General features: G+C 56.8%; 22 protein-coding genes. 10 read left to right on the top strand and 12 right to left on the bottom strand.

The window, feature by feature from the left end:
- Positions 1 to 6 precede the first annotated feature (6 nt).
- The 3 genes from hmeg3_RS07125 to hmeg3_RS07135 all read left to right on the top strand — a co-directional run bounded on the left by hmeg3_RS07125 (position 7) and on the right by hmeg3_RS07135 (position 1,571).
- Entirely contained in the window at positions 7 to 225 is a 219-nt protein-coding gene (locus hmeg3_RS07125; protein WP_094563122.1) for a hypothetical protein, read from the top strand.
- Positions 225 to 695 (top strand): hypothetical protein, encoded by a 471-nt coding sequence (locus hmeg3_RS07130; RefSeq protein WP_094563123.1) that lies wholly within the window; start codon positions 225 to 227, stop codon positions 693 to 695. The genes hmeg3_RS07125 and hmeg3_RS07130 overlap by 1 nt, the downstream gene beginning before the upstream one ends.
- 225 nt (positions 696 to 920) lie before the next feature.
- Entirely contained in the window at positions 921 to 1,571 is a 651-nt protein-coding gene (locus tag hmeg3_RS07135; RefSeq protein WP_094563124.1) for a DUF1345 domain-containing protein, read from the top strand.
- A 112-nt stretch (positions 1,572 to 1,683) separates the two neighbouring features.
- Here the strand turns inward: hmeg3_RS07135 and mgtA are convergent, their stop codons facing one another.
- Positions 1,684 to 4,446: a magnesium-translocating P-type ATPase gene (gene mgtA / locus hmeg3_RS07140; RefSeq protein ID WP_094563125.1), complete on the bottom strand. Its 2,763-nt coding sequence runs from the start codon at positions 4,444 to 4,446 to the stop codon at positions 1,684 to 1,686.
- Between the two features lie 762 nt (positions 4,447 to 5,208).
- On the opposite strand from mgtA, the gene hmeg3_RS07145 reads away from it, so the two are divergent.
- Complete coding sequence (locus hmeg3_RS07145) at positions 5,209 to 5,391, top strand: hypothetical protein (RefSeq protein WP_094563126.1); 183 nt, start codon at positions 5,209 to 5,211, stop codon at positions 5,389 to 5,391.
- Positions 5,392 to 5,565: 174 nt separating this feature from the next.
- On the opposite strand, the gene hmeg3_RS07150 is transcribed toward hmeg3_RS07145, so the two are convergent.
- A complete protein-coding gene (locus hmeg3_RS07150) occupies positions 5,566 to 6,711 on the bottom strand; it encodes a diguanylate cyclase (protein WP_094563127.1) in 1,146 nt (381 codons plus the stop codon).
- 54 nt (positions 6,712 to 6,765) lie between these two features.
- A complete protein-coding gene (locus tag hmeg3_RS07155; RefSeq protein ID WP_094563128.1) occupies positions 6,766 to 7,101 on the bottom strand; it encodes a YnfA family protein in 336 nt (111 codons plus the stop codon).
- Between the two features lie 223 nt (positions 7,102 to 7,324).
- Between hmeg3_RS07155 and dacB the strand changes: the two genes are divergently transcribed.
- Positions 7,325 to 8,758, top strand: coding sequence for a D-alanyl-D-alanine carboxypeptidase/D-alanyl-D-alanine-endopeptidase (dacB, locus tag hmeg3_RS07160; RefSeq protein ID WP_094563129.1), 1,434 nt, complete (start codon positions 7,325 to 7,327; stop codon positions 8,756 to 8,758).
- 80 nt (positions 8,759 to 8,838) lie between these two features.
- Here the strand turns inward: dacB and hmeg3_RS07165 are convergent, their stop codons facing one another.
- The 3 genes from hmeg3_RS07165 to hmeg3_RS07175 are packed head-to-tail and all read right to left on the bottom strand — an operon-like array spanning position 8,839 to position 10,783.
- Positions 8,839 to 9,339: a TPM domain-containing protein gene (locus hmeg3_RS07165; RefSeq protein ID WP_094563130.1), complete on the bottom strand. Its 501-nt coding sequence runs from the start codon at positions 9,337 to 9,339 to the stop codon at positions 8,839 to 8,841.
- Positions 9,339 to 10,181 (bottom strand): YgcG family protein, encoded by an 843-nt coding sequence (locus tag hmeg3_RS07170; RefSeq protein WP_094563131.1) that lies wholly within the window; start codon positions 10,179 to 10,181, stop codon positions 9,339 to 9,341. The genes hmeg3_RS07165 and hmeg3_RS07170 overlap by 1 nt, the downstream gene beginning before the upstream one ends.
- Positions 10,182 to 10,189: 8 nt before the next feature.
- Positions 10,190 to 10,783: a LemA family protein gene (locus hmeg3_RS07175; RefSeq protein ID WP_094563132.1), complete on the bottom strand. Its 594-nt coding sequence runs from the start codon at positions 10,781 to 10,783 to the stop codon at positions 10,190 to 10,192.
- A gap of 184 nt (positions 10,784 to 10,967) precedes the next feature.
- Here hmeg3_RS07175 and pyrF point away from each other — a divergent pair, with 184 nt between their 5' ends.
- Positions 10,968 to 11,786, top strand: a complete 819-nt coding sequence (gene pyrF / locus hmeg3_RS07180; protein WP_094563133.1) for an orotidine-5'-phosphate decarboxylase — start codon at positions 10,968 to 10,970, stop codon at positions 11,784 to 11,786.
- Between the two features lie 124 nt (positions 11,787 to 11,910).
- On the opposite strand, the gene hmeg3_RS07185 is transcribed toward pyrF, so the two are convergent.
- The 3 genes from hmeg3_RS07185 to thiL form a co-directional block, all read right to left on the bottom strand.
- Positions 11,911 to 12,390 (bottom strand): CinA family protein, encoded by a 480-nt coding sequence (locus hmeg3_RS07185; protein WP_094563134.1) that lies wholly within the window; start codon positions 12,388 to 12,390, stop codon positions 11,911 to 11,913.
- A gap of 110 nt (positions 12,391 to 12,500) precedes the next feature.
- Positions 12,501 to 13,037, bottom strand: coding sequence for a phosphatidylglycerophosphatase A (locus hmeg3_RS07190; RefSeq protein ID WP_094563135.1), 537 nt, complete (start codon positions 13,035 to 13,037; stop codon positions 12,501 to 12,503).
- The gene (thiL, locus tag hmeg3_RS07195) at positions 13,034 to 13,999 is read right to left on the bottom strand and encodes a thiamine-phosphate kinase (RefSeq protein WP_094563136.1); all 966 of its coding nucleotides are present in this window, start codon (positions 13,997 to 13,999) and stop codon (positions 13,034 to 13,036) included. Before thiL ends, hmeg3_RS07190 begins: the two co-directional genes overlap by 4 nt.
- 258 nt (positions 14,000 to 14,257) lie before the next feature.
- Between thiL and hmeg3_RS07200 the strand changes: the two genes are divergently transcribed.
- The gene (locus hmeg3_RS07200; protein WP_094563137.1) at positions 14,258 to 16,570 is read left to right on the top strand and encodes an NADP-dependent malic enzyme; all 2,313 of its coding nucleotides are present in this window, start codon (positions 14,258 to 14,260) and stop codon (positions 16,568 to 16,570) included.
- A gap of 320 nt (positions 16,571 to 16,890) precedes the next feature.
- Positions 16,891 to 19,026 carry a TonB-dependent siderophore receptor gene (locus hmeg3_RS07205; RefSeq protein WP_094563138.1) on the top strand — a complete coding sequence of 712 codons (2,136 nt, stop codon included), beginning with the start codon at positions 16,891 to 16,893 and terminating at the stop codon, positions 19,024 to 19,026.
- Between the two features lie 89 nt (positions 19,027 to 19,115).
- Here hmeg3_RS07205 and hmeg3_RS07210 read toward each other — a convergent pair whose 3' ends face one another.
- The gene (locus tag hmeg3_RS07210) at positions 19,116 to 19,796 is read right to left on the bottom strand and encodes an alpha/beta hydrolase (protein WP_094563139.1); all 681 of its coding nucleotides are present in this window, start codon (positions 19,794 to 19,796) and stop codon (positions 19,116 to 19,118) included.
- Positions 19,797 to 19,936: 140 nt separating this feature from the next.
- Here hmeg3_RS07210 and hmeg3_RS07215 point away from each other — a divergent pair, with 140 nt between their 5' ends.
- Positions 19,937 to 20,563: a hypothetical protein gene (locus hmeg3_RS07215; protein ID WP_094563140.1), complete on the top strand. Its 627-nt coding sequence runs from the start codon at positions 19,937 to 19,939 to the stop codon at positions 20,561 to 20,563.
- A gap of 134 nt (positions 20,564 to 20,697) precedes the next feature.
- Here hmeg3_RS07215 and mog read toward each other — a convergent pair whose 3' ends face one another.
- Both mog and yjgA read right to left on the bottom strand, forming a co-directional pair.
- Positions 20,698 to 21,312: a molybdopterin adenylyltransferase gene (mog, locus tag hmeg3_RS07220; RefSeq protein WP_094563141.1), complete on the bottom strand. Its 615-nt coding sequence runs from the start codon at positions 21,310 to 21,312 to the stop codon at positions 20,698 to 20,700.
- Positions 21,296 to 21,907: a ribosome biogenesis factor YjgA gene (gene yjgA / locus hmeg3_RS07225; protein ID WP_094563142.1), complete on the bottom strand. Its 612-nt coding sequence runs from the start codon at positions 21,905 to 21,907 to the stop codon at positions 21,296 to 21,298. Before yjgA ends, mog begins: the two co-directional genes overlap by 17 nt.
- Positions 21,908 to 21,976: 69 nt before the next feature.
- Here yjgA and pmbA point away from each other — a divergent pair, with 69 nt between their 5' ends.
- Positions 21,977 to 23,341, top strand: coding sequence for a metalloprotease PmbA (gene pmbA, locus hmeg3_RS07230; RefSeq protein ID WP_094563143.1), 1,365 nt, complete (start codon positions 21,977 to 21,979; stop codon positions 23,339 to 23,341).
- The last annotated feature ends 292 nt before the right edge of the window (positions 23,342 to 23,633 follow it).

Below are 23,633 nucleotides of genomic sequence, written 5' to 3' on the forward strand. Positions count from 1 at the left end.
GTTTTTATGACGGAGCAAGTCCTACAAAGCGGTACGCATATCGCACGTTTCGACGCGGTGAAAAAAGAAGAAGATGTGTTTGAAGCACAAGTCTTCGTACGTCTGACGCGTGAACCGGAAATCGCCGAAACCTATATCCCTGCCGGCTTGTTCGGATCCATGCAGGAAGCGCTGGACAACGCCAAACAACGCGCTGAACGCGCCTTGAAGGAGCACGAGTTCTGATGGCAGTTGTTTCTCATGTGAAAAAAATTCTCGTTGTCTCGATCTTGTGCAGCGGCCTCGCCGCATGCGCGACGGGCTATTCGCAATCCACCCGTTTTGAAATCCATGCCGCCAGTCTGACGGAGAGTCCTGATTGGCAAAAAGCCAATTTGCTTGACGATCCCGGCACGACCGTCTATGTCGGGCCCGAGGTGTTGCTGGACAATTCAGACGTGGCGCTGGCTAATGCCAAGAAAGATCTTGGCGGGCAGGTAGTGATCATCATCCAGATGACGCCTGCCGGCACGATTCGCATGGGTTCGGCTTCGCGTGTCTTGCTGCGTCAGCGCATGGCGGTGATGATCAACGGCGAGGTGTTGACCGCGCCGGTGGTGTCGGCTCCGCTCAGCGGCAATCGTTTCGCCATCACCGGCTTCAAATCGTTTGAAGAGGCGCAGCAGGTAGCAGAAGGCATTGCGCCGAAACGATAAGGCAGCAATCTATTAACTCTTCTTGTCTGTCGTCCTGACGAAAGTCAGGATCCAGCGTCGTGTCCAACCATATCCACGACACTGGATCCCAGCGTTCGCTGGGACGACGGTAATGCATGTGAAGTTTATGAACATAATGGCATCTGAGCGCTAGCCAAGGTATCGATAAGAAATGCACCTCACCGTCATGGTAAGGTGACGGCAACTCAACTACTCGTTCTCACCATGTCCGTTGCCCGTCATATTGTCCAGGTTCATCCCCGCCTGCTGGTTGCTGTCGTCATCGGCGCGTTGGGTTTTATATTGTGGCCTGCGGGCGAGACCATCACGCGCTTGCTGGTCGGCTGGAACGCCGGGGTCTGGTGTTATCTGCTGTCGATCTGGTTCATGATGCTGGGTGCCAAAGCAGCCGACGTCAAACGCCTGGCTGAAACCGAGGACGAAAGTGCACAACTGGTGCTGGCCATCGTGTGCGTGGCGGCCATTGCCAGTCTTGCCGCCATCATCGTTGAGTTGGCTGGTGCATCGCATCTGGGCGAGCACAAATTGCTGCGCTATGTTTTTACCGGCGGCACGGTGTTGGGATCGTGGTTTTTGATCGGCACCATATTCACCTTGCATTACGCACGCCTGTTCTACGGCGAAGACGATGATGCCGAACCGCCTTTGCGTTTTGCCGACGGTGAAAAAAATCCTGACTATTGGGACTTTCTCTACTTCTCATTCACCATCAGCGTAGCGGTGCAGACCTCCGACGTTTGTGTCGGCACGCGCGCTTTACGTAAAACCGTGCTGGCGCATTCGGTGATCGGCTTTCTCTTCAATGCGGCGATTCTGGGGTTGTCGATCAATATTGCGGCGAGCCTCACTAGCTGATCGTCAGCAACACTCGTACCTGTTCCAATATCTGCTCCATACAAAGTAAAAAGGGATGTGTTTGCACACATCCCTTTTTTACGTCCTCAACGGCTTAGCGGGCTATTACCGGTTATTGCCAGCCGTAGCGGTTGGTATACCACTTCTTCATCAGCTGGATCAGCGCGCCGTAAGCAATCAGGATCGCCAACAGCCAGGGGAAGTAGCTCAGCGGCAATGCCTGCAGCTTGAAGTAGCTCGCCAGCGGCGACATCGGCAGGATGATCCCGATGCACATGATGATCAATGTCATGCCCATCAGCGGCCACGAAGCGCGGCTTTGCAGGAACGGGATGCGCTTGGTACGGATCATGTGCACGATCAGTGTTTGCGACAGCAAGCCTTCAATGAACCAACCCGACTGGAACAGGGTTTGATGATCCGGCGAGTTGGCGCCGAAGATGTACCACATCAGCGCAAAGGTGCTGATATCAAAGATTGAGCTGATCGGACCGAAGAACACCATGAAGCGGCCAATTTCACCCGGGTTCCAGCGTTGCGGCTTCTCAAGGAATTCCTTGTCGACGTTGTCGAACGGGATGGAAATCTGCGAGACGTCATACAGCAGGTTCTGCACCAGCAGATGCAAAGGCAGCATCGGCAGGAAGGGCAGGAAGGCACTCGCCACCAGCACCGAGAAGACGTTGCCGAAGTTGGAGCTGGCGGTCATCTTGATGTACTTGAGCATGTTGGCGAAGGTCTTGCGGCCTTCCAGCACGCCTTCTTCCAGTACCATCAGGCTCTTTTCCAGCAGGATCAGATCGGCGGCTTCTTTAGCAATATCGACTGCAGTATCGACCGAAATACCGATGTCGGCCGCACGCAATGCAGGCGCATCATTGATGCCGTCGCCCATGAAGCCGACCACGTGACCCTTGTCGTGCAGCACGCGCACGATGCGTTCTTTGTGTGTCGGGCTGAGCTTGGCGAAGACGGTGGTCTTCTCAACGGCGACGGACAACTCTTCATCGCTCATCTTTTCCACGTGTGAACCGAGCAGCATGCCTTCGACTTCGAGGCCGACCTCGCGGCAGATCTTGGCGGTGACCAGCTCATTGTCACCGGTCAGGATCTTGACCGTGACACCGTGAGCGCGCAAGGCAGCCAGCGCAGGTTCGGTCGACTCCTTCGGTGGATCGAGGAAGGCGATGTAACCGATCAGCACCAGATCCGATTCATCGGCGACGCTGTAGGTTTCCTTGGTCGGCGGCAGATCCTTGGCGGCCACGGCCACCACGCGCAAGCCTTCGGAGTTGAGGCTGGCAGTGGTTTCCTTGATCTCGGCGAGCAACTCCGGTGTGAACGGCACGATCTCACCGTTGTTGCGTGCATGGGTACAGATCGAGACGATTTCTTCGACTGCGCCTTTGCAGATCAGCTCATGGTGATCTTCGCGTTCGCTGACGACCACCGACATGCGGCGGCGCTGGAAGTCGAACGGGATTTCATCGACCTTGCGATAGGCCGAAGCGATCGACATTTCGCGTTGCAATTCGGCGTGTTCCAGCACTGCGACGTCGAGCAGATTTTTCAGGCCGGTCTGATAGTAGCTGTTCAGATAGGCGTATTGCAGCACTTCATCGTTCGGTTCGCCGAGGATACCGGTGTGGCGTTCCAGGAAGATCTTGTCCTGCGTCAGCGTGCCGGTCTTGTCGGTACACAGCACGTCCATCGCGCCGAAGTTCTGGATCGCGTCGAGGCGCTTGACGATGACCTTCTTGCGCGACAGCGCGACTGCACCTTTGGCCAGCGTCGAGGTGACGATCATCGGCAGCATTTCCGGCGTCAGACCAACCGCAATCGACAGGCCGAACAGGAAGGCTTCAACCCAGTCTCCCTTGGTGAAGCCGTTGATGAAGAACACGATCGGTGTCATCACCAGCATGAAGCGGATCAGCAGCCAGCTGACCTTGTTCACGCCCGACTGGAATGCGGTCGGGGTGCGGTCGGTGGCGGTGACGCGTTCCGCCAGCGCGCCGAAGTAGGTGCGCTTGCCGGTGGTCAGGACGACGGCAGTCGCTGAGCCGCTGACTACGTTGGTACCCATGAAGCAGAGGTTGTCCAGTTCCAGCGGGTTGCTGGCATCGACGCCGCGATGCTCGGCAAATTTCTCTACCGGCAGCGATTCGCCGGTCATGGCGGCCTGGCTGATGAACAAGTCTTTGGCCGAAATCAGGCGCAGGTCAGCAGGGATCATGTCGCCGGCAGACAGCTGCACAATGTCGCCCGGCACCAGTTTCTTGATCGGCAGTTCGATGCGCTTGGCGCCCTTGGGATGCAGGGTGACATCGAAGTAGCGCTGTGCTTCTTCGGCGATGTCGGCGACGATGTCGTGGCGGATCACGGTCGCGGTGTTGCTGACCATTTCCTTGAGCTTGTCGGCGGCCGTGTTGGAACGTGACTCCTGCACGAAGCGCATCAGCGTCGACACGACCACCATGGTGCCGATCACGATGGCGGCCTTCATGTCTTCGGTGTAGTACGAGACGGCGGCGAGCACGGTCAGCAGCAGGTTGAACGGGTTCTTGTAGCAGTGCCACAGATGGACCCACCAGGTCAGCGGTTTTTCGTGTTCGACTTCGTTCGGCCCGACTTCGGCGCGAATGGCGTCGGCTTCCTGCTCGGTCAGGCCATCGGTGCGGGAGCCCAGGTTTTTCAGGAGTTCGGCCAGGTCGGTCTGGGAGGCACTCACCAGGCTTTGCGCCACGGTTTGCGGGACTTCCTTGGTGGTCGGCGAGCTGCGGAACATGTCCACGCCGAGGCGGCGGAAGTGGCGATCCATGCCGCGTGCACGGACAAAGCTAGCGAAGGTTTCTTTCAATAGATCCAGATTCATGATGAAGCTCTTTTTCTTTGCAACAGTTTGCAGTACTGGGCCGGACAGCGCGCGGCAGTCCGGTTCGTGCAGTCATCGAAGGGGGAAAATGAGAAAGCGTCAAACTGTAACGAATCCTCCTGACATATCGATGACATACAGGCGATCAATGTGAAGGTAAATCGGGCATAAGGACTCCGCAGGTTGAGGTTGCGAAGACCCTTTCGTCGACATCTGGTTCTGCTGACGGCATGGCTGATCCGGCCGGCAAAAGCCGGTCGCGAACGCATTCTTGCCGGTATGCGCAGGGATGCTAAGCGCGCAATGCCGGTAGAGGTGCGCCACGGAGTCGGCAAGGGCCGAAAACGCCATTGCCGCACCCGCTATAGCGGCGCGTCAGTCTGTGTTGTCTGGTGGTAAGGGCATGCGCCTGAAGCGGCGAATGCCGGATGCCATCATCTGCTCATGCAAGATGACGGCAGGGAGAAGTCCTGCGTTATCTTGCCGAGGCGAGCCGGGACGTTTCCCGGCAACAACTGTCACTCGAACAAGTGCCCATGAAAGGGACTCCATAAAAATAAGAACGGGCGGATTCTACCCCCGGGCTTTCGGCATGGTCAAGGCCATTTAACAACAGCTGGAGGCTTTGGAGCGCTGTGACTGCCGGGCCGAATCACGCGCCGGTTGTGCACTGCGGGACATGTCCTCTCGAAACTGTCCTTGTTTTATGTAGTAAGCGGCCTATACTCAAATCATAAAGAAAACATGTAGGAGACAAAAATCATGCCAAATATCGTCACGAATAATCTCATGTTCTTTTTGCCCATGGCCTTTGCCGGATTGGTGTTGTTTGGCGAAGTGCCGGTAGCGTCGAAATTGGTGAGGACGGTATTGCGTGGAATCGGTGCCCTAGGTGGAGCACTGATTGCGCTTTTAGTGCTGGAGGTACTGCCAGTGCTAATTTAACGAGCTTTCTTGCTCGTTCGCTGCGGATCAAACTCCGATCTGTGGCGGTGGCTGGAACGCCGGAGGGAGTGCGCATTTGTATAAATCGACTCCGTTGACTCGTCAGGCGTTCCACCTTTGATTGTGAGGCCGTTGCGTCTTCCCCTAAGATGACGCGGCGGCCTTTTTATTTGCTCAGCGTCTTTCCACAATCAGGCAATCGCGTCCGCGATCCTTGGCCTGATACATCGCATGATCAGCACGTTGGAGCCAGGAGTAGTGCGCTTCCATATCGCTGTGAAAACTCACTAGTCCGGCGCTGATGGTGCATCCCCAGAGCATGTTTTCGGAATTGCGATGCCGGCGCACTTCTTCAATGAGGCGGGCGGCGAGCATTTCCGCTCCGCGCAGGCTGATGTCTTGCAGGATGACGACAAATTCTTCGCCGCCATAACGGCCGATGAGGTCATCGGTACGCAGGTTGTCTTTCAGCAGCTGCGAAAAATTCTTCAGCACTTCATCGCCGACCAGATGGCCGTGCGTATCGTTGATGTTCTTGAAGTGATCGATATCGAGCAGCAGCAGGCAGGAGCTCCGTTTTTTCTCGTGACAGGCGGCGAATTCTTCGATCAGCAGCGACTCCCAATAGCGCCGGTTGAGCAGGCCGGTGAGGCCGTCGCGTTGGCTGACGGTTTCAAATTCACGCGAACGTTCGGCGAGTTTTTTCGACATGTCGTAGGTCGATTTGCCCAGCGCCAGCGGATAAAGCGCCAGCATCGGCAGACAGGCGACCACGGTGTATAGATCAGCCTCCGGCGCAAACCGGAAGTCAAGCAGCAACAGGCCGATCAGTACCCCGAACACACTGCCGAGCAAGCCGCGCAGGAACAACCTGGTGCCGCCTGCAGCAATATTGTCCATCGACAGCATGGCGAGAATGACTGCGCTCGGCACCAGATTGCCGTGCATGGCGATGATCCAGAATCCGCCGAAGCCGGTGTCAGCGACCAGGTTCATGCGCTCGGTGCGATAGGGAATTTTGCTGTTGAGCGCGACGCGATAGGCGACATGCGGCCAGATGTAGCCGTGGAAGATCAGCAGCGCCCACAGCGGCCAGCCGACGGGGTTTTGGAGAAAGCCCGCAGCGACGCAGAAAAATCCGATCGACAAGCCGATGACGCGCAGTTTATAGATGCGTTTGACGAAGCGGACACCTTTGCCGATCAGCTCTTCCGGCGATGGTGAATCGCCGAAAGCACGTTGTGCTCGTTTGAAAGAAAAAAACGATGCCGTTCGCCCGCGCGATTGGTTGTTTCGGGAACGAGGTTTGGGTGAGGGCATGGTGAGCGAGATTTTTCGGCGGCAATAAAGAGTCAGGTCGGAATCAGGTCAAAATCAGGATGTTGAGCGCGGGGCGAACATGATGATGCCCATGCCTGCCAGCGATACGGCGGCGCCAACGATATCCCAGATGCTGGGTTTAACGGCGTCAACAGCCCATAACCACAATACGGCGACACAGACGTAGACGCCGCCATAGGCTGCATAGATTCTGCCGGCGGCCGTCGGATGCAGGGTGAGCAGCCATGCGAAAAGTGTCAGAGAGAGTGCTGCAGGCAGGAGCAGCCAAGGCGTGGCCCCTTTTTTCAGCCACAGATAGGGCAGGTAACAGCCGACGATTTCAGCCAGCGCAGTGACAACAAAAAGAGCGAGTGTTTTCATGGCATCCATAGGCGGCCGGATGGAATTGTTGATGTTGCGCTGAAAGGCCGGACAGCAATGCCTTGACGTCATTGACGTAACAAACAATGAATGAGTTACGTAACTCTCATTGAACCAATATGGCTAGGTTACAACATAAGTCGACCATTCACCATAATGGGGCGGTGGAATGTACACATAAATATGCCTATGGACGGACATATAATGCCGATTCCTTCCTGATTGGCGTGTTATGCAGATTTTTAAAGAATTTCGGACCCTGGCATTTCTCATCACAGCTGTTTGCAGCGTGGCAATGATCTCTTCGGCGACGGCGCAGGAGTTGCCGCTCGTGGTGGCTACCGCACTCAAGCAAGCAAAAATCCCCGTAAAAAATGTCGGCGTCTTTGTGCAAGAAGTCGATGCCGCCCGTCCCATGCTCAGCTTCAATGCCGCGACGGCTTTCAATCCTGCATCGGTGATGAAGCTGATCACGACCGATGCCGCGCTGGAGTTGCTGGGGCCGACCTTCAACTGGAAGACCCAGGCCTATGTCGAGGGCTCGCTCAATGGCGGCGTTCTGACGGGTGACCTCAGTATCAAAGGCAGTGGCGATCCCAAGCTGGTGATGGAAAATTTCTGGATGTTTCTGCGCCAGATCCGTGCCAAGGGCGTGCGCGACATTCGTGGCAACGTCGTGCTTGACCGGAGCGTATTCGAAGAGAACGTATATGACCCGGCGCAATTCGACGGTGATCCGCAAAAGCCCTATAACGTCGGTCCGGATGCCTTGCTGCTGAATTACAAAACGATCGCTTTGCGTTTTATTCCCGATGAAGTCACGGGGCAAATCAGCGTGACGATGGAGCCGCCGCTGGCCGGCTATACCTTGGCCGCGCCGCGGTTATCGAAAGAAGCCGTCTGTGGTGATTGGCAGAGCAAGCTCCAAGCCGATGTCGGTATCGGTACGGCGGCTTTTAACGGCAGCTATCCAGCAGCCTGCGGCGAGAAGGTTTGGTATATCCACCCTTATCGCATGAACTCGACGCAATATTTCGGTGGCGTACTGCGTCAGATGTGGAGCGACCTTGGCGGCACGATTTCCGGCAAGGTTGTGCCGGGCAACGTGGCGTCTTCTGCAAGTATGTTCGCTGAGTGGCAATCGCCTGCCGTCCCGGAAGTTATTCGCGATATCAATAAGTACAGCAATAACGTGATGGCGCGCCAGGTTCTGTTGACTATCGGTGCACAAATGTCGCAGGCGCCCGGCAGCACCCAACGCGGAGCAAGCGCGATTCGTAACTGGTTGTCCGGCAAAGGTATCGGCGCGGATGAACTGGTGATCGAAAATGGCGCCGGCCTGTCGCGCAATGAGCGCGTGGCGCCGAATACGCTGGGTCAGGTATTGGTGGCAGCTTTTCATTCACCGGTGATGCCGGAATACCTCGCCTCCATGCCGCTGGTCGGTTATGACGGCACCATGCGCAAACGCTTGCGCAGCGAAGGCGTGGCAGGGCAGGCGCATATCAAAACCGGCTCGCTCAACGATGTGCGTTCGGTCGCCGGCTTTGTGCAGGCGTCTTCGGGGAAAATGTATGTCGTGGTGTGCCTGATCAATCACTCCAATGCGCCGTTCGGCCAGGCTGCGCAGGATGCCTTGTTGCAGTGGGTGTTTGAGAAGGGGTGATGTTGCGCGGTGACCAATCCTGCCGCCCTCATTCGTGAAGGAGGAGGGCGGTAGTTTCATGGTCAGGATTTGGCGTATCTTCAGAGTATCAACGGCCGGTCCGACAGCTGATTCTTGTGTTTGTCCTGATCGGGAAAATGCACTGCCAGCAGCTCGTTGAGTTGTGTCAGCGCCAGCAGCAGGCTGTCGTGATAATTTTTCTCCGCAAAACCACGCGTCATGGTTTCGCACACTGCATGCCAGTCCTCGCGTTTGAGTGCTCTGCCGACGGTACGGTCAGGCAAAATCTCCACCTTGTGATCTGCGATGTTGATGTAGATCAGAATGCCGCAGTTTTCTTCTGTATCCCATATCCGATAATGCGAGAACAGCTCGTGTGCACGCGCGCGCGAAGACTCGTTGCGCAACACGGTATTGAGCGGCAATGCCGCTTCAACGATCAGGCGGATTTCTGCGCGATGCTGTTTTTCGCCGGCTGAGATGCAAGCTTGCACTGCTTGCAGCGTTGAGCGGGGAAACAGATTGCGCGCCTGGCTGCGTGTGGCGATAAGATGCTTGAGCAGGCGATTGAGTTTAGCCATTACCAGTCTCCCGAGGCGCCGCCGCCATCAAAGCTGCCGCCGCCGCCCGAAAATCCACCACCCGAGCTGCTGCCTGATCCGCCGCCAAAGCCACCGCTGCTGAATCCGCCTCTGCCACCACGATTCTGGACGGCGTCGCTCAGAATGCTGCCGATGATGACGCCTGCCGTGTGTCCCCAGTCATTGTTGTTGAGGTTGTTGCGCGGACGACGGCGTACGAACAGGATGACGCCGAAAAAGACAGCGAGGAATACAACGACGGCAATCAGCTCAATCCAGCCGTCATCCTCTTGCGCGGCAGCCTGCTTTGCTTTCTCCGCCGGCGGCAGATGTTCTTCATCCAGCAAACTGGTCAGCGCTGATACGCCTGCTGCGAGGCCGCCGTAATAATCATTTTGGCGGAAATGCGGGGCGATGACGTCTTCCAGAATGCGTTTCGATTTCGCATCCGTCAGGCTGCCTTGCACGCCGCGACCGGCTTCGATACGCAGGCGGCGCAGCGCTTTGGGATTGTCCTTGGCGACGATGAGGATGACGCCGTCGTCAATGTCTTTGCGCCCCAGCTTCCAGGCATCGGCGACGCGGATGCCGTATTGCTCGATGGCTTCCGGCGCGGTACTGGACATCAGCAGGACCGCGATCTGGCTGCCGGTGCGTGTCTCGTACTCGACCAGCACCTGATCGAGTGCGCGGCGCTGCTGTTCTTCCAGCATCTGCACCTGATCGATCACATGTGAACTCAACGCCGGAACGGCAACAAAATCCTGCGCACCGGCAAGTTGCAGAAAGCCGGTGAGCAGGATGCTCAGGAAGAACGCCGGAAGGGCGCGAAAAGACGGCATAGTGAAACTTACTTGCCGAAGTTGACGGCAGGCGCGGTGGAGATTGCCTTCTCGTTGTCAACCGTGAAGGACGGTTTGACCGGATAGCTGAAAATCTTGGCGGTGATGTTGGTCGGAAAGCTGCGCGCCAGCACGTTGTATTCCTGTACCGAGGCGATGTAGCGTTGGCGTGCCACGGTGATGCGGTTTTCGGTGCCTTCCAGTTGCGATTGCAGATCTCGGAAGCTGGTGTCCGCCTTGAGTTGCGGATAGTTTTCCGACACGGCCATCAGGCGCGACAGCGCGGACGATAACTGTCCCTGCACCTGCTGGAACTTATTGAAGGCTTCAGGGTTGGTCAACACTTCCGGCGTGATCTGAAAACTGGTCGCGGCTGCACGAGCCTTGGTGACGGCTTCCAGCGTATCTTTTTCATGCGCGGCATAACCCTTGACGGTATTGACGAGATTGGGAATCAGGTCGGCGCGGCGCTGATATTGGTTGACGACTTCACCCCAGGCGGCCTTGGTGGCTTCATCCTTGGCCTGGAAATCGTTGTAGCCGCAGCTGCTCAGGGTCAATACGGAAGCGGCGATAGCCAGCCATGCGAACCATTTTTTCATTGTATTTCTCTCGAAAATTAAAACATTCGCTACTGTGATCAGTCCTTGGGTGCCCGTCAAGTACTGCTTCAAGATGCCATGCCAATGCCCTCAAGATGCACCAAATGGCGCCTCAAAGACAGGGTTTCTGGCCCGACCGCGTTACAATGTCGTACCTGTATATATTAAAGCGCTAAGGTTTACCGTGACATTTATCGACAAATTATCCGCTGCGTGGAAGGCCAACAATTCTCTGCTGTGCGTCGGCCTGGACCCGGATATCGCCAAATTTCCGGCGGAATGGAAGAACCAGCCGGATGCGATTACGGCCTTCTGCAAGGGCATCATCGATGCCACCGCCGACGTGGCATGTTCCTTCAAGCCGCAAATCGCCTATTTCGCCGCCTTGCGTGCCGAAGATCAGCTGGAAGAAATCTGCAGTTACATTCGCACCCGCTATCCGCATATCCCGATCGTGCTGGATGCCAAGCGCGGTGATATCGGTGCTACCGCCGAGCAATACGCGCGTGAAGCCTTTGAGCGTTATGGCGCACACGCGGTGACGGTGAGTCCGTACATGGGATTTGATTCGGTCGCGCCGTATCTGGAATGGAAAGATCGTGGCGCCATTGTGCTGTGCCGCACCTCCAATGCCGGCGGTTCCGATTTGCAATTCCTGAATGTGGATGGCGTTCCTCTGTATCAACACGTGGCGCGTCTGGTGGCGGACAAGTGGAACACCAATGGTCAGTGTGGCTTGGTAGTGGGCGCGACTTTTCCGGAAGAGCTGGCGCAAGTGCGCAGCATTATCGGCGACATGCCTTTGCTGGTGCCGGGTGTCGGCGCGCAGGGCGGGGACGTGGCTGCGACGGTCAAGTCCGGCAAAACGGCGGATGGAGCGGGGATGATGATCAACTCGTCGCGCGCCATCTTGTACGCCAAGCCGGAAGATGGCGAAGACTACGCCGCGGCAGCACGCCGTGTGGCGCTGGAGACGCGTGATGCGATCAATCAGTATCGTTGAGATGTATTAAGCCTCATCAAGATACAGAAAGAGCCGCTGCGATCAGATCGCCGTGGCTCTTTTTACGTCTGGCATAGGCGTCGTGAGATGGTGAAGATGCTATCGATAATGCTGCTTCTGGCGTTCAGGTCAGCATGCGCAACAGGCCTTGCAGGGAATGCACGACAGCCTGTTCGCGCACCGCCTGGCGGTCGCCGGTGAATACAAGGCGTTCGGTGAAGATCTGATCGCCGACCTTCCAGCCGAAGCAGACCGTGCCGACGGGTTTTCCCGGTACTGCGCCACCAGGACCGGCGATACCAGTAGTGGAGACGGCGACATCCGAACTGCTGTTGGCAATCGCACCCTCGGCCATGGCTGCAGCGATTTCTTCGCTGACGGCGCCGTGCTGGGCGATCAGCGCTTCCGAAATGTTCAGCAATTCATTTTTCGATACGTTGGAATAGGTCACGAAACCGCAGTCGAACCACTCCGAGGATCCGGCAATTTCCGTGATGGCTTGTGCAACGCCGCCGCCGGTGCAGGACTCGGCGGTCGAGAGCAGCAACTTCCTGGCTTTGAGCGCTTGGCCGACGCGTGCGGCGAGGTCTATCGAGGTGTCCATGTTGATGTCGTCCTTCGTTGTTGGCGGGTGGTGGTCAACGTGTGATGAGAGGCGACTCTCATGTGTCAAGCATACTCTTGTTGGAAACTCTTTAAAACCCGTTCACGATCTTACATGGAGCGCCAGAAGGCAAACACGAGCAGCGTATAAAACGCGGCAACGATATCGTCCCACATTACGCCAAAACCACCTTTGAAGCGGCGATCAAAATAAGCAATCGGCGGCGGTTTGACCATATCGAAAAATCGGAACCAGACGAAAGCCCAGCATTGCGTCTTCAGATCTGCCGGTGTCAGCAAGACCAGCACCAGCCAGAAGGCGATGATTTCGTCCCACACCATGCTGCCATGGTCCGGCGCGCCAAGATCGCGGCCGGTGCGATGGCAGGCCCAGACACCCACGAAAAAGCCCACGCCGATAATGATCAGCCAGGCCAGCGGCGTAAAAATGGCGGGCCAGCGTACGCTCAGCACGGCATAGGCCAGCCAGGCGAACAAGGTGCCTGAGGTGCCCGGCATGATTGGCGACAAGCCGCTGCCGAAACCTTGCGCCAGCCAATGCGCCGGATGCGCCAGCATGAAGCGCGCGGTCGGGCGTACCGATTTATTGAGTTGCGCCTTCCGGCCCGGTTCTATTGTTGTTGTCATGAAGTGAAATGGTCGAAAGAAGTCAGTGCAAGATCCAGTGGCTCACCGCCCGCATCCACCAGACGCAGTCCAGGCATGGATTCGATGACGCCCACGCGAGTGACCTCGGTACCTGTCTTTTCGGCAGCGGCGAGGATTTGCTCGCGACGGCTTTGCGGCGCGGTGAAACAGAGTTCGTAATCATCCCCGCCGGACAGCGTGAAGCGGCGGCGCAGGTCTTGTGTTTGTTGCTTGAGGATGCTGCCTGGCGGTAAGGCGTCGGCATCGAGACGCGCACCGACATGAGAGCGCTCAAGGATGTGGCCGAGGTCGCCTGCAAGGCCGTCCGAAACATCGATAGCGGCGTGAGCGATCCCGCGCAACGCCATACCGAGCTCCACACGGGGTGTGGGCTGGTGCATGCGTTGTGCCGCAACGTGGTGCGCGTCAGTCGCCAGCGACAGTTCGTGGCGATAGGCGGCCAATGCCAGCCGCGCATCGCCGAGCGTGCCGGACACCCAGATGTCGTCGCCGTCTTTCGCCGCATCACGGCGCAGTGCTTGCGTGAAGGGGATTTCTCCGAACACCGTGATGCTGATGTTGAGCGGGCCCTTGGTGGTATCGCCGCCGATCAGCTCGCAACCGTGTTCATCGGCGAGTTTCAGCAGCCCGCGTGAAAATGGTTCCAGCCAGTCCTCGCGTGCTTCCGGCAGCGAAAACGCCAGTGTGAAAGCGATCGGCTGCGCACCCATGGCTGCCAGATCCGACAGGTTGACGGCCAGACATTTATGTCCAAGCGCATACGGATCAGCATGCGGAAAGAAGTGGCGGCCTTCGACCAGCATGTCGGTCGACACCGCCAATTGCATGCCGGGCGCAGGTGTGAGCAAGGCGCAGTCATCGCCGACGCCGAGCGCGGCGCGGCTGCCCGGTGCAGGTGGGCGTGTGAAATAACGGGAGATGAGTTCAAATTCGGAGAGCATGGGCATGATTGTAACGAATGCGTCATTAAATCCTTGTAATTAATCCTGGTAATTCTTCGAAAGTACGATTGGTATGACCATTTTGGTGGCGGTTTTACCTGTGAACCGGGCGCACCAAGTTGCGCCCGAAGCCGCACCAGTATTGGATCTTGGAATGCTGCACTGCGCCATGAATCAGTAGTTTCCACCCTATGAGAGCGAGCTTACCTCTGCTAAAATCGCAGGTCTTCGACAAGTCTAGAAAAGAGAACGCAGAGTATGGATTCGATGATCAGCAAGAAAGAAGAATTGCGTCAGCAACTTCGCCAGGCAGCGCTGGAGTACCATGAATTTCCAACGCCGGGCAAGATCAGCGTCACGCCCACCAAGTTACTAACCAATCAACGAGACCTGTCTCTGGCGTACTCGCCGGGTGTCGCGGCAGCCTGCGAAGAAATCGTTGCGGATCCCGCCAACGCATTCAAGTACACCGCGCGCGGCAATCTGGTTGCGGTCATCAGTAACGGCACCGCAGTGCTTGGTCTGGGCAACATCGGCCCGCTGGCTTCCAAGCCGGTGATGGAAGGCAAGGGCGTGCTGTTCAAGAAGTTCGCCGGCATCGACGTCTTCGACATCGAAATCAACGAAACCGACCCGGACAAACTGTGCGACATCATCGCCTCGCTGGAACCGACTTTCGGCGGTATCAACCTGGAAGACATCAAGGCGCCGGAGTGCTTCTACATTGAACGCAAACTGCGCGACCGCATGAAGATTCCAGTCTTCCATGACGATCAGCACGGCACCGCGATCATCGTCGGTGCGGCGATCCTGAACGGCCTGAAGGTCGTCGGCAAAAGCATTAAAGAAGTGAAGCTGGTTGTCTCCGGTGCGGGCGCTGCAGCGCTGGCTTGCCTGGATCTGATCGTCGATCTCGGCTTCCCGATCGAAAACATTTACGTCACCGACCTGGCCGGCGTGGTCTACAAGGGCCGCGTCGAACTGATGGATCCGGACAAGGAACGCTTCGCACGCGAAACCGATGCACGCACCTTGGCTGACGTCATTCCTGACGCCGACATTTTCCTCGGCGTGTCCGCCGGCGGCGTGCTCAAGCAAGACATGGTCAAGAAGATGGCGCCGCGTCCGCTGGTGCTGGCACTGGCCAACCCGACACCGGAAATCCTGCCGGAAGAGGTCATGGCAGTGCGTGACGACGCGATCATCGCCACCGGCCGTTCCGACTATCCGAACCAGGTCAACAACGTCCTGTGCTTCCCGTACATCTTCCGCGGTGCACTGGACTCCGGCGCCACGACGATCACACGTGAAATGGAAATCGCCGCCGTACACGCGATTGCCGAACTGGCGCAAGCCGAGCAATCCGATATCGTTGCTGCGACCTACGGCGTGACCAATCTGTCGTTTGGCCCTGAATACATCATTCCAAAGCCGTTCGATCCGCGTCTGATGATCAAGATCGCGACTGCGGTTGCGCGCGCTGCCGAGACTTCCGGCGTGGCCGCGCGTCCGATTCCGGACATGAACGCCTACGCGGAAAAGCTGGAACAGTTTGTCTACCACAGCGGCACCTTCATGCGTCCGATCTTCCAGGCTGCGAAAAAAGCGCCGGAAGCCAAGAAGCGCATCGTCTTTGCCGAAGGCGAAGAAGAGCGCATCCTGCGGGCGGTACAAGTCATCGTCGACGAATGCCTGGCCAAGCCGATTCTGGTCGGTCGTCCGGAAGTGCTGGAACAGCGCATCAAGAAGTTTGGTCTGCGCCTGCGTCCTAATGTCGACTTCGAAGTCATCAATCCGAACTTCGACGAACGCTATCGCGACTACTGGCAGACTTTCCTGGATATGACCAAGCGTCGTGGCGTCACCGAGCAATACGCGAAGCTGGAAATGCGCCGCCGCCACACGCTGATCGGTTCCATGGCCATCCACAAGGGTCACGCCGACGGCATGATCTGCGGTACCTACGGCACCACGCAGCTGCATTTGCACTACATCGATCAGGTATTGGGCAAGCGCGAAGGCGTCAACGTCTACGCGGCAATGAACGGCGTCATCCTGCCAAGCCGTCAACTGGTGCTGGTCGATACGCACGTCAATGAAAATCCGACCGCAGAGCAGCTGGCTGAAATCACCATCATGGCTGCGGAAGAAATGCGCCGCTTTGGCCTGCATCCGCGTGCAGCGTTGCTGTCGCATTCCAATTTCGGTTCCAGCAACAGCGAATCGGCAATCAAGATGCGTACTGCACTGAAGCTGATTCAAGAGCAGGCTCCGGAGCTGGAAGTCGACGGCGAAATGCACGGCGACACCGCACTTGATCCGAAACTGCTGGCGCAAATCATGCCGGATTCGCCACTCAAGGGCGATGCCAATCTGCTCGTGATGCCAAACATCGACGCTGCCAATATTGCCTACAACCTGTTGAAGACAGCTTCCGGCAACGGCGTGGCGATTGGTCCTATCCTGTTGGGCTGCGCCAAGCCGGTGCACATCCTGACGGCATCGGCCACCGTGCGCCGTATCGTCAACATGACGGCACTGTGCGTCATGGACGCGATGTCGGAGCGTTGATCCGGATAGTCTGAATCGACTGATTCAAGCTTCAAAACAAAGCGGCGCATTTCGAAAGAAATGCGCCGCTTTTGTATTTGCCGCCATATATTTTCAACAGGAGAGATCGATTTTTTTGTCAGCGTTTTGGGCCAGCGCCTGATTGATAAATTCGTGTTGGGCGCTTGCTGCGACGATGTATTTTTTGCTGCATAAGTACAACATACTCGATCCAATTTCATAAAAATCAGCATTTTGTAAGAATATCTTTACAACCAGTTACATTTAAAAGTTAATATAAATAGGAATTATTACTATTAACGTTTAAATTGGGTGTCTACATGCAGTTTCGCATCAAGCCGGGCTATCTGGCTGTCCTCACGACATTGTCACTTACCTCCATTACAACAAATAACGCTTTTGCTCAGACAGCCGGCAGCCTGCCAGAAGTCCAGGTCAGCGGTGCCCGTGACGGTTACGTTGCGCCCACTTCCGTCAGCGCCACCAAAAGTGAAGCGCCTCTGCGTGATATTCCGCAAACCATCAATGTGATTTCTGCGGAAGTCATCCGAGACCAGCATGCGACTTCCTTGCAAGACATTCTGAAGAACGTCCCGGGCGTTGGATTGTCCACCGGCGATGGCCAGCGCGATCAGGTTTTCATCCGAGGCTTTACAGCGATTGGTGATCAGTTTGTTGATGGTTTCCGTGACGATGCGCTGTATTTCCGCGACTTGTCCAACGTTGAGCGTCTGGAAGTCATCAAAGGCCCTGCGGCCGTGCTGTACGGTCGTGGCTCGTCGGGTGGCTTGATTAATCGTGTCACGAAGAAGCCCGGCGTTGATGTCACTGATGTCAGCCTCAGCCTGACCAGCACGGCAGGGCGCCGTGGCGAGATTGATGTTGGTCGCAGCGGCGAGGTCGTTTCGTGGCGGCTGACTGGCGCGCACGAGCAATCCGATAGCTATCGTGCACAACAATTCCTGGATCGCACCGCGATCGCGCCATCGGTAGAATTCAAGATTTCTTCCGACACCAAGCTGCTGTTGCAAGCCGACTATCTGGAAGACCGCCGCCTGACCGACTTCGGTATCCCATCGTATCAGGGGCGTCCGGTCAACGTTGATCCGGGCACCTACTATGGCGCTGCCAATGCGCGTGACGCCGATTTCAGCCAGTCACGTGTGGCATCGACTTCGGCAACGCTGACACATCGCTTTAACGAGAGCCTGTCGTTGCGCAATGCTTTCCGTTACTACGACTATCATTTGAATCGCAACAACACCAACATCAGCGGCAACGTCAATGAAGTGGCGCGCACGATGAATCTGGGTCACGCCACCTTGATACGTGATGAAAACGGTTGGTTCAATCAGACCGAACTGACGCAAAAACTCAAGCTCGGCTCGACCAAGCACGAGATTTTGTATGGCATCGAATTCGGACAGCAGAGCAAGGACTCCGCCAGCTATGCAAGCACCACGGTGGCGACCGGCGTGTCGATTTTCAATCCTGTACTGCCGACAGTGAATCCTGCTGCACGTGGTGCCGGCACTTTCACATTCGGCACCTACAATACGCTGGCCGGCTACGTGCAGGACACGATCGCATTCAGCGATCAGTGGAAGGCCTTGCTTGGCGTGCGTTATGACAGCTTTGAGCAAAAGTCGCGCATCGTGGGTGGATCGGCGCCGGGCAATCTTGCCCGCACCGATAATGCCTACAGTCCGCGTGCCGGGCTTGTATGGCAGCCAAGCGAAGCGCAATCGTATTACCTGTCGTGGAGCCGTTCGTTCCAGCCATCGGGCGAGACGCTGCCATTGGCAACAAACAATGCCGATCTGGCACCGGAAAACACCCGCAATACCGAAGTCGGCGCCAAGTATGATTTTCTGGATGGCCGCGCCAATGCAACCGTGTCGCTCTTCCGTCTGGAGCGCGACAACATGAAGGCGACGATCCCCGGTACGACGACGATCATCCCGGTCGGCAAGCAACGCACCGACGGTGCCGAGCTGACACTGACCGCCGATCTGAAGCAAGGTTGGAAAGTGCTCGCGGGTTATGCCTATCTGGATGCCAAGGTAATCGATTCGGTCGCCGTGGATACCAGCGTGAACAATCCAGGCACCACAACTGCCGGCAGTGTTCCCTTCAAGGGTAAAGCGGCAACGCTGACGCCAAAGCATAGTGCCAACCTGTGGGTAACCAAGGACGTGGGCTATGGCTTTACGGTTGGCGGTGGTGCCAATGCGGTGGGCAGCCGTTTTGCCAATCCGGGCAACACAGTGTCCTTGCCGGGCTACGTAACCGCCGATGCGATGGCCGTCTACAAGGCTGAGAAATACTCGGTGCAGTTGAACGTCAACAATATATTCAACACCGGTTATATCGTCTCCGGTCACGGCACCAGCCCGAACCTGAGCTTGCCGGGCGCACCGCGTAACGTCGCACTGACCTTGCGCTATTCGATGTAAGCAGCAATCGTTGTCTCAGTAAAAAAGCCTCCGATGCGTTTTGCAGCGGAGGCTTTTTTCATGGCGTTGCCGGGACAATAGTGATGCACTTACTTCGCCAATACCCGCGCCAGCCAGTGGCCGATGTCTTCTATTTCTTCCTGGCACACCGAGTGCTGCATCTGATACTCGTGCCATTCAATTTGATAACCCAGCGTGTTTAGCAGATCGCGTGACTGCTCGGCGCGTTGCATTACCACGACAGGGTCCTGGCGACCATGCGCCATGAATACAGGGGTTGTCTGGTTGGCGGAATGTGCTTCTGCAGCGAGGGTGCCGGCCAGCGGCAAATAGCCGGACAGGCACATCAGGCCTGCCAGTTTTTCGGGATGGCGCAAACCGGTTTGGAGCGTCATCGCACAGCCCTGTGAGAAACCCGCAAGCACGATGCGCTCAGCTGGAATACCGCGTGCCTTTTCCTTGGCGATCAGCGCCTCCACCATCGCTTGTGAAGCGCGCAGTCCTGGTTCGTCTTCGCGACGCACCAGATCCGGGCCGAAGATGTCGTACCAGGCACGCATCACATAGCCGCCATTGACCGTCACCGGCATGGTAGGCGCCGTCGGAAAGATGAAGCGAATCGGTTGGGATCCCGACAGATCGAGTTCGCGCACAATCGGTACGAAGTCATTGCCGTCGGCGCCGAGGCCGTGCAGCCAGATGACGGCCGCAGCAGGATTAGGCGCGGTTTCGATTTCGATGGTGTGGAGGAGGGCGGCTGGTGAGGACATGGAAGTTTTCTTCGATTCGGGATTGTGCAGCTTTGGTGCACAATACGGGTTTGCAGTAGAGATACTTCTTGGGCTTTGAAAGCGCCATGATACGACGATATCGCCAGAAAATCTCTGCACCGTTTCAATGGAGAACCGTGATGAAAAAAATGTGGGCCTTGTTGCTGCTCCAGGCAAGTCTGCTTGTTTCTGCGTCGTCGAATGCGGCGCTGCTCGAAGGTAATGTGTTCCAGCCCAGCGGCGAAAATCTGGTGGTGCAGCCGCCTTCCGGATGGCGGCTGGCGTACATGAACGGCAGTCCGACCGGCGACTATGTGGTTGAATTCATGCCGCAGAACGAAAGCCATGAAAACTGGCGCGAAGGCTATATGTCCGTGCAGCGTGGCGCGGCGGATCTTAGCGTCGGTACGCATCTTTCGACGCAAATCGTCCAGCGCGTGCTGCAAGGCGCACAGCGCAACTGCGCAGGTCATTTCACACCGATGAAGCAAAAAGACAGCATGACCAACGGTGCCTACACGTCCATCAGTGGTGGTTTTTGCGACCGTCTGGGAAGTGCGGCGCCATTTGGCGAAGGCAGCCTCATTGCCGTCTTTGAAGGCACAAGAAATCTGTTTCTGGTGCAGTTCGGCTGGCGTCCGGCAACCGAAAACGAACTCAAAGGAAATCCCTTACGCATCACGCCGCAGAAACTGCAGCAATATCTCGACCTGTTGAACCGTGCGACGATCTGTGGCGGCCAGGATCAGTTGACTTGTCCGCGTTAGGCAATCTCCGTCAACCGATAGCAGGTTGAATCGGCCACGGCGAGGCGCCGGTGTACGAGTGAAGGTTGGCTGAAGGCTCACACGAGCCGTCAGCCGTCAGTCATCGACACTTCAAAAATCCAAAAACACGTAAATTATTTCGCCGGGCGAATTGCCGACTTGGGACGGAAAGCCTTGCACACGGCTTCATTTGTTTCGACGTAGGGGCCGCCGATGAGGTCAATGCAATACGGCACGGCAGCAAAAATACCGGGCACAAGCTGCTTGCCTTCTGCATCCTTGACGCCTTCCAGCGTTTCCTTGATGGACTTGGGCTGGCCGGGCAGATTCATGATCAGAGCTGCGTGATCCGAGGTTTCACGGATCACCGCGACCTGGCGCGACAAAATGGCGGTAGGAACGAATTGCAGGCTGATCTGGCGCATTTGCTCGCCGAAGCCAGGCATTTCCTTGGTGGCAACTGCCAGTGTGGCTTCCGGCGTCACATCGCGGCGCGAGGGGCCGGTGCCGCCGGTAGTCAGCACCAGATCGCAACCGATGTCATCCACCAGCTCGATCAAGGTTTTCTCGATTTGTGCGCGCTCGTCGGGGATCAGGCGGGTTTCCATGCGCCATGGGCTGGTCAGCGCAGCGCCGAACCAGTCTTGCAGCGCCGGAATGCCTTTGTCCTCATAGACACCACCGGAAGCACGATCCGAGATCGACACCAGGCCGATCAGCAGTTCATCTGGATTAGTCTTCTTGCTCATCTTCCAACTCGTCCGCACCATCTTCTGCGCCTTCTGTGGCATTGGCGCCACGCGACGCGGCTTGCAGCTGCTTGAGAATCTGGAAAATTTCGCGATATGCCTTGGGCGGCTTGTTTTCAGCTTGTTCCTTGCGGGCATTACGAATCAGCGTGCGCAGATGCTGCACGTCGAGATCGGGATGCTGGGCAAGCAACTCGGTGAGGGCGTTGTCGTCTTTCAACAACTTTTCGCGACGGCGCTCAAGAGCGTGCATCGAGGCGGTGTCCGCTTTGGACAGGCCGCGCCAGCTGTCGAGCGTGCGCTGGATGGCGGCGATTTCGTCTTCATCCAGGGTACGCATCTTCTTGCCGACGTATTGCATTTGGCGGCGACGGCCTTCGTGGTCCTTGATTTGCTGGCATTCAAGGATGGCGTCACGTACGTCTTCGGGCATAGGCACGCGTTTGACACGGTCGCGTGGTTCGGCAACCAGTTCTTCGCCCAGTTTCTGCAACGCAGTCATTTCGCGTTTCAGTTGGGATTTGGAGGGACGGTCGTATTCCTGCTCGAATTCGTTGGATTGGAAGCCGCAGGACCCGCGATTGGGATTTGGCATGATTCAGATAAATAAGCTAAACGACTGCTATGATACCCGTTTTATACGCATTTCGAAGAAAACAGGCCAATGAGCGATACCGTATTTACCCACAGTCAAGACCAATTGAAGCAGCTTGCACAAGATGTGTTGCGTTATGCCAAGGAAAAAGGCGCATCCGATGCGGCGGTAGACATCAGCGAGGGTAGCGGGCTGTCGGTAGCGGTGCGCAAGGGCAAGATCGAGACCATTGAGCAGAACAAGGACAAGGGCATCGGCGTCACCGTCTACATGGGTGAAGGCCGCAACGTCCGCCGCGGCAACGCCAGCACTTCGGATTTCTCGCAGCAGGCGCTGAAGGAAACCGTCGAAGCGGCCTACAACATTGCCCGCTTCACCGCGATCGACGATTGCGCCGGATTGCCGGATGTCGAAAATCTTGAAATGAATCCGCGCGATCTCAAGCTGTGCACGCCATGGCTGATCACGGCAGAAGAGGCAGTTGAACTGGCGCAACGCTGTGAAGCGGCAGCGCTGTCGGTCGACAAGCGCATCACCAATAGTGAAGGCGCCAGCGTCTACGCGCAGCAATCGCATTTCGTCGCTGCCAACTCGCGCGGCTTCATTGGTGGCTATCCCTTCTCGCGCCATACGATTTCGGTTGCACCGATCGCCGGTAAAGGCGGCAACATGCAGCGCGACGACTGGTATTCGTCGATGCGCGATCCAAAGAAGCTGGCCAAGCCGGAAGCCATCGGCCGCTATGCCGCTGAGCGTGCTTTGGCGCGTCTGAATGCCTGCAAGCTGTCCACACGCAAATGCCCGGTGCTGTTCGAAGCGCCACTGGCGGCAGGATTGCTGGGCGCCTTCGTGCAAGCTGTTTCGGGTGGCGCGCTGTATCGCAAATCCAGTTTCCTGCTCGACTCGCTAGGCAAGCAAGTTCTGCCGGATCACATCCAGATTCTGGAAGATCCGCACGTCATCGGTGGCGTTGGTTCTGCGCCCTTCGATGAAGAAGGCGTCAAGACGCATCGCCGTGATGTCGTCAAAGATGGCGTGGTGCAAGGCTACTTTCTCTCGACGTATTCGGCGCGCAAGTTGGGCATGGAAACCACCGGCAACTCGGGCGGTTCGCACAACTTGTCGATGACCTCATCGCTGACCACGGCAGCCGATACATTCAAGGGCATGTTAAAAAAACTCGATACAGGTTTGCTGGTGACCGAGCTGATGGGGCAGGGCGTGAACTATGTGACCGGCGACTACTCGCGCGGCGCCTCAGGCTATTGGGTCGAGAAGGGCGTGATCCAGTACCCAGTGGAAGAAATCACGATCGCCGGCAACATGAAAGACATGCTGCGCCAGATCGTCGCCATCGGGAATGACACGCTGATTCGAGGCACCAAGGAAACTGGTTCTATCCTCCTGGAAAACATGACGATCGCGGGCGATTGATAGCACTTTCGCTCCACTGTATTGCATCTCATACAGCCGCCTGATTTAGCGTCAGGCGGCTTGCCTAACACTGCGGTTTGTCAGGTTCCTGATCGCAGCTTCCCTCTCTCTGTTTTTCTGGCCGTTATCGCGACGATAAAGACGTCGTTCGATTTCGAATAGGCCGTTGTATATCGGTCATTCCTTTCTGCGCGATGTGATCCGGGCAAGTGCACGACTAAAATTTCGGCCTCGGCTTTATCAGGCAGCAATGGCGTGCTTGTGTTTGCTCAATGAAGCAGTTGATCAACAA

It is taken from the genome of Herbaspirillum sp. meg3, assembly GCF_002257565.1.
Classification (GTDB): Bacteria; Pseudomonadota; Gammaproteobacteria; order Burkholderiales; family Burkholderiaceae_D; genus Herbaspirillum.